We start from the raw sequence: 8,893 nt of genomic DNA, 5'->3' as shown, positions 1-8,893 counted from the left end.
CAGGTCACAGTGATCGACGCGCTGGGCAAGCGCTGCCCGCTGCCGGTGATCGAGCTGGCGAAGCGGATCGGTGAGGTGCCGGTGGGCGGCACGGTCGCCGTCCTCGCGGATGACGAGGCGGCCCGGCTGGACATCCCGGCCTGGTGCGGGATGCGCGGGCAGGAGTACACGGGCGAGGCCCCGGCCGCCGACTACGGCGGCGACCGGGGCTCGGCCTACCTGGTGGTGCGCCGCTCCTGACCGGGCGGCTACTTGACCAGGTGCGCGCGGATCTCCGCGGCGGCCTCGGCGCCGTAGGCGGCCTCGAAGCGCTTCAGGAAGGTGGCCGGGCGCAGCTCGTACTCCTGGGTGCCGACGGTCTCGATCACCAGGGTGGCGAGCATGCAGCCGAGCTGGGCGGCGCGCTCCAGTTCGAGGCCCCAGGACAGGCCGGAGAGGAAGCCGGCCCGGAAGGCGTCGCCGACGCCGGTCGGGTCGACCTTGGCCTCCTCGACCGGGCAGCCGACCAGGACCGGGGCCTCGCCCTTGCGCTCGATCCGAACGCCCTTGCTGCCCAGGGTGGTGACCCGGGTGCCGACGCGGGTGAGCAGCTCCTCGGCGCCCCAGCCGGTCTTGGTCTCGATCAGCGCGGCCTCGTACTCGTTGGTGAAGAGGTAGGCGGCGCCGTCCACCAGCTCGCGGATGTCCTCGCCGTCCAGGCGGGCCAGCTGCTGGGAGGGGTCCGCGGCGAAGGCGTAACCGCGGGTGCGGCACTCCTGGGTGTGGCGGACCATGCCCTGCGGGTCGTCGGCGCCGACCAGGACGAGGTCGAGGCCGCCGACGCGGTCGGCGATCGGCTTGAGCTCGATGTTGCGGGCCTCCGCCATGGCACCGGTGTAGAACGAGGCGATCTGGTTGTGGTCCTCGTCCGTGGTGCACATGAAGCGGGCGGTGTGCCGGGTCTCGGAGATGTGGACGGAGGTGCAGTCCACGTTGTTCCGCTCCAGCCAGCTGCGGTACTCGGCGAAGTCCGCCCCGGCGGCGCCGACCAGGATCGGCCGCAGTCCGAGCACTCCCATGCCGAACGCGATGTTCGGCGCGACCCCGCCGCGGCGGATGTCCAGGGCGTCGACCAGGAACGACAGCGACACGGTGTGCAGCTGCTCGGCGACGAGCTGGTCGGCGAACCGACCGGGGAACGTCATCAGGTGGTCGGTGGCGATCGAGCCGGCGACGGCGATACGCACGGAGGTCTCCTCAGGATGGCAACAGGGCCAGCGGGGGCGGATGAACCCACCCACGGTACCGGTGCCGGGGCGGCGACCCCGCAGGAGTCCCGCAAGCTGCCGCTTGCCCCTACCGGCCATGGTGGCACCCGAGGCCCTCGAACGTGTACTACCTCCGGGTAGCACTGGTGGGCACCCGGAGCCGCGCCTAGGGTCGGCCACGGGCCCCGTCGGACGAGACGGGCCCGTCGTCGACCGTGGCGGTGCGGCCACGGCACTGGATCGGAGCGATGCCCGATGATGCCCAACCACTCCCCGCTGCCCGCCCTCCGGTCCGACGCGGACGGCGAGACCCTCGACGCGCTGGTCAGCTCCTCCCGTCGGCTGCGCCGGTTCTGGCCGCAGGTGACGGCCGGTCCGGAGCCGGCCACCCCCGCCTCCGTCGGTGTGCGGGTCCCGTCCGGGGCGCAGCGGCTGGTCGCCGGGATGGCCGAGTACGGCATGTGATCCGACCGGACCGAAGCGGAACCGGATCCGACCGGGGCACGTCACATCCGCGCGGAGCAGCCGAGCAGGCGGCGCCGCTGAGCCCTCGGGAGGATGTGCAGATGGATCTGGAGACGATGCCCAGGCGTGGTCGGCGGACGGTGGCCCTGGCGGTGGCCGCGCTGGCGGCGGTGGTGACCCTGGCCGGCTGCAACGGCGACGGCAAGAGCTCCGGGGACTCGGCGTCGAGCAGCGCGACGGCCGCCGCGAGCGCCTCGCCCTCGGCGAGCGGCTCCCCGCAGGCCCCGACGGACTCCGGCTCGCCGTCGGCGGGGGCCACCCCGGCCGCCCCGCCGACCGGCTGGTCCCCGACCCCGGCCGAGCCCGCCCCGGGGCGGCCGTCGGGAGCGGCCACTCCCCCGACCAACGGGATCGCCCCCGGCGAGCCCGACCCGGCCGGCAACGGCAAGCCCAACCCCGGGGGGCGCCCGCCGATCGGCTACCGGGTGGACGGCAACAAACTGACCGTCTACTTCTTCGGCGGGGTCTGCACCAAGTACGCGCTGAAGGCGGACGAGTCCCAGCAGGGCCAGGTCGGCGTCCAGGTCGTGCCGGGCCCGCCGGCCGTCCAGCCGGGGCAGGTCTGCACCGCGCTGGCCAAGCGGCAGTCCGTCTCCGCCGACCTGCGGTCGCCACTGGCCGGGCGGACGGTGGTCGACCGGTCGAGCAACCAGGACGTCCCGCTGGAGGGCGACTCGCACATGGGCCCCGACCCGGTGACCCCGGACGGCCCGGCGCGGTAGCGGGCCGACCACTGCGGGCCGGAACGCGAAGAGGCGGCCCCGGGAAGGATCCCGGGGCCGCCTCGGCGTTCGAGGCCCGCTTCAGGCTTAGCTGAAGGAGTCGCCGCAGGCGCAGGAGCCGGTGGCGTTCGGGTTGTCGATGGTGAAGCCCTGCTTCTCGATGGTGTCGACGAAGTCGACGGTGGCGCCGCCCAGGTACGGGGCGCTCATGCGGTCGGTGACGACCTTGACGCCGTCGAAGTCCTTGAGCACGTCGCCGTCGAGCGAGCGCTCGTCGAAGAACAGCTGGTAACGCAGGCCGGAGCAGCCACCGGGCTGGACGGCGACGCGCAGCGCGAGGTCCTCGCGGCCTTCCTGCTCCAGCAGGGCCTTGACCTTTGCCGCGGCGGCATCGGTGAGGAGGATGCCACTCTCGACAGTGGTCTCGTCCTGGACGGTCATCTGCTTTCTCCCGGTCTTGACGACGGTCTACCGCCAGTGCCAACCAACGACCACCCGGTTTCATTTCCCGGACGGCGACGGATTTCTGCGGCTTGTTCGACGGCTGGTTTTCCGTGGACCGGATGTGTCACCCGGGCCCGTACGCTCCCCATGCTCGCACAACCGGGGAGGACGGGGCACCGCCCGCGTCATGGATCCGGGTGAACGGACCCCGCGGCCGCCCCTCGGACGCCAGGATGGGCGGCATGATCCTTCGCCAGGTCAGGGACACCGCAGCGGACGCGGAGGTCGTCCGGGAACTGTCCTTCGCCGCGTTCGCCGCCCCGTCCGACGACCCCGCGCAGGCGCCCGCACCGGCGCCGCTGCAGCTGGCCCGGACCAGACACCTGGCGCGCACCGACGCCGGGGGCTGCTGGCTGGCGGAGAGCGGCGGGCAGGCGGTCGGGGTGGTGCTGTCGATGCGCCGGGAGGGGTTGTGGATGCCCTCGCTGTTCGCCGTCCGGCCGTCCGCGCAGAACCAGGGGGTCGGGCGGTTGCTGTTCGAACGGGCTCTGGCGCATGCCCGGGGCTGCCTGCGCGGGATGGTCTGCGCCGGCGGTTCCCCGGCGGCGGCCCGCCGTTACCGGCTGGCCGGGTTCACCCTGCACCCGGCGATGCGGCTGACCGGGCGGGTGGACCGGGAGGGGCTGATCGACCCGGGCGACATACCGGTGCACCGCGGCAACCTCACCCACCTGCACCTGCTGGACTCGGTGGACCGCTGGCTGCGCGGGTCGGCGCACGGCCCGGACCACGAGCTGATGCTCGGGCACTTCGAGGAGCTGCTGGTCGCCGACGCGCTGGCCGGCAGCGGCTACTGCTACCGGGACGGCGGCGTGGTGCGGCTGCTGGCGGCCACCAGCAAGCGGATCGCCGCCCGGCTGCTGCGCGAGGCACTGGCCCGGGTGCCGGACGGCGTCGAGGCGCGGGTGGAGTACCTGACCGCCGAGCAGGAGTGGGCGCTGGACGTCGGGCTGGAGGTCGGGCTGACGCCGGAGACCGCCGGTTTCGTCGGGGTGCGCGGGATGCGGCCGCCGACGCCGTACCTGCCGAGCGGGGCGTTCCTCTAGACCGGGACGCGGGTACGGCCCCACCGGCGGGCCGGCGGGCCGGCGGGGCCGTACGGGCGGACGGCGGGCCCTGATCAGGCCATGGTGTCCAGGATCTCCCTGACCATCTCCATGGTCGTGCCCGGGTGCAGGAAGGCGAAGCGGGCGACCGTCTCGCCGTCCCAGCCGGTCGGGGTGACGAAGCCGATCTGGTCCGCGAGCAGCTGCTGCGACCAGCGGTAGTAGTCGTCGTTGGTCCAGCCGGTGCGCTTGAAGCAGACGGCGGAGAGCTGCGGGTCGAACAGCAGCTCCAGGTAGTCGGTGTCGCGGATCAGCTGGGCGGTGTCCCGGGCCAGCTGGAGGCCGGTCTCGATGGCGTCGGTGTAGGCCTGGACGCCGTGGACGGCCAGCGAGAACCAGAGCGGCAGGCCGCGGGCGCGCCGGGTCAGGTGGTAGGCGTAGTCGGTGGGGTTCCACTCGTCGCCCTCGGTGTGCAGGACGTCCAGGTAGGAGGCGTCCTGGGTGTGCACGGCGCGGGCGAGCTGCGGGTTGCGGTAGATCAGCGCGGCGCAGTCGAAGGGGGCGAACAGCCACTTGTGCGGGTCGACCACGAAGGAGTCGGCGTGCTCGATGCCGTTGTAGCGCTCGCGCACCGAGGGGGCGAACAGGCCGGCGCCCCCGTAGGCGCCGTCCACGTGGAACCACAGGTCGCGCTCGCGGGCCACCTCGGCCAGGCCGGCCAGGTCGTCGACGATGCCCTCGTTGGTGGTGCCGGCGGTGCCGACGACGGCGATCACCGTCCCGGGGTCGGGATCGGCGGCCAGGGCGGCGCGCAGCGCCTCGCCGGTGAACCGGCGGTTCACGGTCGGGACCTTGAAGGCCTCGACGCCGATGATGTTGAAGGTGTTCTTGACCGAGGAGTGCACCTGGTCGGCGACGGCTATCCGCAGCCGGGCCTCCGGGCCGACGCCGAGCTTGCGGCGCGCGGTGTCGCGGGCGACCACCAGGGCGGACAGGTTGCCCGCCGAGCCGCCGGAGACGAAGCAGCCGCCGGCCGAGGCGGGCAGTCCGGCCCGGTCGGCGATCAGCCGCAGCACCTGGTTCTCGGCGGCGATGGCGCCGGCCGCCTCCAGCCAGGAGATGCCCTGCAGCGAGGCGCAGGAGACGACCATGTCGAACAGCAGTGCGGCCTTGGTCGGGGCGCACGGGATGAAGGACAGGTAGCGGGGGCTGTCGGCGGAGATGACCGCGCGGGACAGCTCGTGGTCGTACAGCTTGAGCACGTCGGCCGCGTCGTTGCCGTCCTGGTTGAGCAGGCCGGCCAGCTGGACGCGCAGGTGCTCGCCGTCGCCGGGGTGGTCGAGGGGGACGGGGTCGTACTGCAGCCGCTCCCGCATGTAGTCGAAAACCAGGTCGACCAGTTCGTTGTCGGGCCGGTGCATGCGGTCGGGTGCTGCGGACACGGCTGTCCCTCTCGGCTGTGGGTGTCGGGGGGATCCGGTCGGCGGGACGCCTCACCACGTTGACCGGACGTGATCAGCGTAGGCAGCGCGGGCGCTTCGCCGCGCGTCGGAACGCGGCTGGTCAGGCAGGTTTCGGGCGTCTTCGGACGGGTCCGCGCAGGATTCCTGCGTGCCCCTCGCGGGCTCAGCCGATCAGCTGGGAGAGGACCACCGAGGAGCGGCTGCGCTGGACGCCGGGCTCGCGCCGGATGCGCTCGATGACGGCCTCCAGGTGGCGCGTGTCGGCGGCCCGCAGGTGCACCAGCGCGTCCGGGTCCCCGGTGACCGTCCAGGCGGCGACCACCTCGGGGAACTGGCGCAGGCTGGCCAGGATCTCCTCGGGGGCGGTGCGTTCGCGGCAGTAGACCTCGACGAAGGCCTCGGTCTGCCAGCCGAGCACGGCCGGGTCGAGCACCACGGTGAAGCCCCGCACCACGCCGCGCGCCCGGAGCCGGTCGATCCGGCGGCGCACGGCGGTGGCGGAGAGGTTCACCTGGAGACCGATCTCGGCGTAGGAGGCGCGGCCGTCGCTGCCGAGGCGGGCGAGGAGCTGTCGGTCGGTCTCGTCCAGGTCCGCCCCGGTCACCTCGGGTGCTCGGCTGCTGGTCATCGGTGCGGGGCTCCACGGGTCGTGCGGTGGCGGTGAGGGGGCGTTCCGGGCGGTGGGGCGGTGCTGTCGCGGCCGCTGCCGCCGTTGCCGGTTGCCGTGGCCGGTTGCCATTGCCGAAACGGTTCGCCACCCATTCTGGCGGATGACCCGAACGAATCCACCGCCGACGGATGACCGGCGGGCGGCCATCAGTCCACGAGCAGCACGATCTTCCCCCGGGTGCGGCCCTCGGCGCTGAGGGCCTGGGCGGAGGCCGCCTGGGCCAGCGGGAAGGTGGAGGCGACGGTGACGGTGAGCCGGCCGTCGTCGGCGAGCGCGGCGAGCTCCGCGAGGCCCGCCGCGTCCGGGCGGACCCAGACGTAGTGGCCGCCGAGGGCCTTGACCCCGAAGTCGGTGATCGAGGCGATCCGGGCCGGGTCGGCCACCAGGCCCGCCGAGACCCGGACGGCGCCGCGGCCGACCAGGTCCAGCGCGGCGTCCACGCCCGCCGGAGCGAGTTCGCGCACCCGTTCGGCCAGGCCCTCGCCGTACGTGACCGGTTCGGCGCCGAGGCCGCGCAGGTAGTTGTGGTTGCGCTCGCCCGCGGTGCCGATCACCCGGGCGCCGCGGGCCCGGGCGATCTGGACGGCCAGGTGGCCGACCCCGCCGGCCGCGGCGTGCACCAGCAGGGTCTCCCCCTCGGCGAGCCGCAGCGCGTTCAGGCTCTGCAGCGCGGTGAGCCCGGCCAGCGGCAGGCCGCCGGACTGCGCCCAGTCCAGCGCGGCGGGCCGGCGGGCCAGGGTGCGGACCGGGGCGGAGACCAGTTCGGCGTAGGTACCGTGCTCGACGGCGTCCTTGCGGACGTAGCCGTACACCTCGTCGCCGGGGGCGAACTCCGTCACGCCGCCGCCGACCGCGCGGACCACGCCCGCCACGTCCCAGCCCATGACCAGTGGGAAGTGCACGTCCAGCAGGCCGTCCAGGGCGCCGTCCCGGACCTTCCAGTCCACCGGGTTCACCCCGGCCGCCCGGACCTGCACCAGGACGGAGTCGGGCCCGACCTTGGGGTCGGGCAGATCGGTGTACTCGACCACCTCGGGGCCGCCGTAGCGGTTGATCGCGATTGCTTTCATGGGCTCAGCCATACCCGGAGGCTTCGAAGTATCGATTCGGCCACGGCCGGACTGCCCCAAATCGGCTATCCGCCTCCGCCGTGGGCCCGATCCGACGAGCGGTTCTCGTCACATCGACAGGATGGCCATCGTCACTCTGACGCTAACCGGTTAGAATAGATAGTGTCAGATAGACGAAAAGGCCCCACCGCTCGGTCGGCCGCACAGAAGGGCACCCGCCCGTGACCACCACCATCACCGAGACCTACGGCGTCGACCCCACTCCGACGCCGCTCGCTCTGCTGCTGCTCGGCCGAGAGGCCGACCCGAACAGCGAGCGCGGCGTCGAGTGTCCCGGCGACCTCCCGCCGGCCTCCGATCCGGACCTCGTCGAGCGCGCCCGCGCGGCCAAGGCCGCCCTCGGCGACCGCGTCTTCATCCTCGGCCACCACTACCAGCGCGACGAGGTCATCGAGTTCGCCGACGTCACCGGCGACTCCTTCAAGCTCGCCCGCGACGCCGCGGCCCGCCCGGAGGCCGAGTTCATCGTCTTCTGCGGCGTGCACTTCATGGCCGAGTCGGCGGACATCCTCACCAGCGACCGCCAGCAGGTCGTCCTGCCCGACCTCGCGGCCGGCTGCTCGATGGCCGACATGGCCACCGCCGAGCAGGTCGCCGAGTGCTGGGACGTGCTGACCGACGCCGGCATAGCCGACGTGACCGTCCCGGTCTCGTACATGAACTCCTCCGCCGACATCAAGGCCTTCACCGGCAAGCACGGCGGCACCATCTGCACCTCCTCCAACGCCCAGCGCGCCCTGGAGTGGGCCTTCGAGCAGGGCCAGAAGGTGCTCTTCCTGCCCGACCAGCACCTCGGCCGCAACACCGCGGTGCGGGACATGGGCCTCTCGCTGGACGACTGCGTCCTGTACAACCCGCACAAGCCGAACGGCGGCCTGACCGCCGAGCAGCTGCGGGACGCCAAGATGATCCTCTGGCGCGGCCACTGCTCGGTGCACGGCCGGTTCAGCCTGGACTCGGTGAACGACGTCCGCGAGCGGATCCCCGGCGTGACCGTCCTGGTGCACCCCGAGTGCAAGCACGAGGTCGTCAGCGCCGCCGACATGGTCGGCTCGACCGAGTACATCATCAAGGCCCTGGACGCCGCCGAGCCCGGCTCCAAGTGGGCCATCGGCACCGAGTTGAACCTGGTCCGCCGCCTGGCCAAGGCGCACCCGGACAAGGAGATCGTCTTCCTGGACCGCGCGGTCTGCTTCTGCTCGACCATGAACCGGATCGACCTGCCGCACCTGGTCTGGGCACTGGAGTCGCTGGTCGAGGGCCGGGTGCCGAACGTGATCAGCGTCGACCCGGAGACCGAGAAGTACGCCAAGGCCGCGCTCGACCGGATGCTGGCGCTGCCGTAGCCCGAAGCGCTCGCCTCCGGGGCGCCCCGGAGGCGAGCGGGCGAATCCCGCCCCGAGCCGAAGGGGCGCGCCGGTACCGAAAGGGAGAGCGCGAGGGAGCGACGCAGGAGCGAGGGAGCGCCGACCGTCGGCACCGGGTCCGAGTGCCCCGGAGGCGAGCGGGCGAATCCCGCCCCGAGCCGAAGGGGCGCGCCGGTACCGAAAGGGAGAGCGCGAGGGAGCGACGCAGGAGCGAGGGAG

10 protein-coding genes are annotated in these 8,893 nt (G+C 73.0%); 5 read left to right on the top strand and 5 right to left on the bottom strand.

Features of this window, described 5'->3' with window-relative positions; genetic code table 11:
* Positions 1–240 (top strand): sulfurtransferase TusA family protein (locus tag ACFWIS_RS24500; protein ID WP_380523990.1); only part of this gene is annotated, 240 nt, incomplete at its 5' end.
* An 8-nt stretch (positions 241–248) separates the two neighbouring features.
* Here the strand turns inward: ACFWIS_RS24500 and ACFWIS_RS24495 are convergent.
* Positions 249–1,226, bottom strand: a complete 978-nt coding sequence (locus ACFWIS_RS24495) for a carbohydrate kinase family protein (protein ID WP_380463148.1) — start codon at positions 1,224–1,226, stop codon at positions 249–251.
* A 276-nt stretch (positions 1,227–1,502) separates the two neighbouring features.
* On the opposite strand from ACFWIS_RS24495, the gene ACFWIS_RS24490 reads away from it, so the two are divergent.
* Entirely contained in the window at positions 1,503–1,712 is a 210-nt protein-coding gene (locus ACFWIS_RS24490) for a hypothetical protein (RefSeq protein ID WP_380463145.1), read from the top strand.
* Positions 1,713–1,813: 101 nt separating this feature from the next.
* Positions 1,814–2,494 (top strand): hypothetical protein, encoded by a 681-nt coding sequence (locus ACFWIS_RS24485; RefSeq protein ID WP_380463143.1) that lies wholly within the window; start codon positions 1,814–1,816, stop codon positions 2,492–2,494.
* Between the two features lie 87 nt (positions 2,495–2,581).
* On the opposite strand, the gene erpA is transcribed toward ACFWIS_RS24485, so the two are convergent.
* Positions 2,582–2,935, bottom strand: coding sequence for an iron-sulfur cluster insertion protein ErpA (erpA, locus tag ACFWIS_RS24480; RefSeq protein WP_189915188.1), 354 nt, complete (start codon positions 2,933–2,935; stop codon positions 2,582–2,584).
* Between the two features lie 245 nt (positions 2,936–3,180).
* Here erpA and ACFWIS_RS24475 point away from each other — a divergent pair, with 245 nt between their 5' ends.
* Entirely contained in the window at positions 3,181–4,044 is an 864-nt protein-coding gene (locus tag ACFWIS_RS24475; protein WP_380463141.1) for a GNAT family N-acetyltransferase, read from the top strand.
* Between the two features lie 74 nt (positions 4,045–4,118).
* On the opposite strand, the gene ACFWIS_RS24470 is transcribed toward ACFWIS_RS24475, so the two are convergent.
* From ACFWIS_RS24470 to ACFWIS_RS24460, 3 genes are all read right to left on the bottom strand, one after another.
* A complete protein-coding gene (locus tag ACFWIS_RS24470) occupies positions 4,119–5,486 on the bottom strand; it encodes a pyridoxal phosphate-dependent decarboxylase family protein (protein ID WP_380463138.1) in 1,368 nt (455 codons plus the stop codon).
* Between the two features lie 184 nt (positions 5,487–5,670).
* Positions 5,671–6,135, bottom strand: a complete 465-nt coding sequence (locus tag ACFWIS_RS24465) for an Lrp/AsnC family transcriptional regulator (protein ID WP_380463135.1) — start codon at positions 6,133–6,135, stop codon at positions 5,671–5,673.
* Between the two features lie 188 nt (positions 6,136–6,323).
* Positions 6,324–7,247 (bottom strand): NADP-dependent oxidoreductase, encoded by a 924-nt coding sequence (locus ACFWIS_RS24460; RefSeq protein WP_380463133.1) that lies wholly within the window; start codon positions 7,245–7,247, stop codon positions 6,324–6,326.
* 221 nt (positions 7,248–7,468) lie between these two features.
* On the opposite strand from ACFWIS_RS24460, the gene nadA reads away from it, so the two are divergent.
* On the top strand, positions 7,469–8,653 hold the full coding sequence (gene nadA / locus ACFWIS_RS24455; RefSeq protein WP_380463130.1) for a quinolinate synthase NadA: 1,185 nt from the start codon (positions 7,469–7,471) through the stop codon (positions 8,651–8,653).
* Positions 8,654–8,893 lie beyond the last annotated feature (240 nt).

The sequence above is a fragment of the Kitasatospora sp. NPDC127060 genome (assembly GCF_042724935.1).
Taxonomy (GTDB): domain Bacteria; phylum Actinomycetota; class Actinomycetes; order Streptomycetales; family Streptomycetaceae; genus Kitasatospora.
The sequence above is the reverse complement of the archived record's forward strand: the minus strand, read 5'-3'. Positions and strand labels throughout refer to the sequence as shown.

Coding starts and splice junctions, on each gene's coding strand:
- ACFWIS_RS24490 (WP_380463145.1), top strand. CDS start 1,503: ATGATGCCCAACCACTCCCCGCTGCCCGCCCTCCGGTCCGACGCGGAC.
- ACFWIS_RS24485 (WP_380463143.1), top strand. CDS start 1,814: ATGGATCTGGAGACGATGCCCAGGCGTGGTCGGCGGACGGTGGCCCTG.
- erpA (WP_189915188.1), bottom strand. CDS start 2,935: ATGACCGTCCAGGACGAGACCACTGTCGAGAGTGGCATCCTCCTCACC.
- ACFWIS_RS24475 (WP_380463141.1), top strand. CDS start 3,181: ATGATCCTTCGCCAGGTCAGGGACACCGCAGCGGACGCGGAGGTCGTC.
- ACFWIS_RS24465 (WP_380463135.1), bottom strand. CDS start 6,135: ATGACCAGCAGCCGAGCACCCGAGGTGACCGGGGCGGACCTGGACGAG.
- ACFWIS_RS24460 (WP_380463133.1), bottom strand. CDS start 7,247: ATGAAAGCAATCGCGATCAACCGCTACGGCGGCCCCGAGGTGGTCGAG.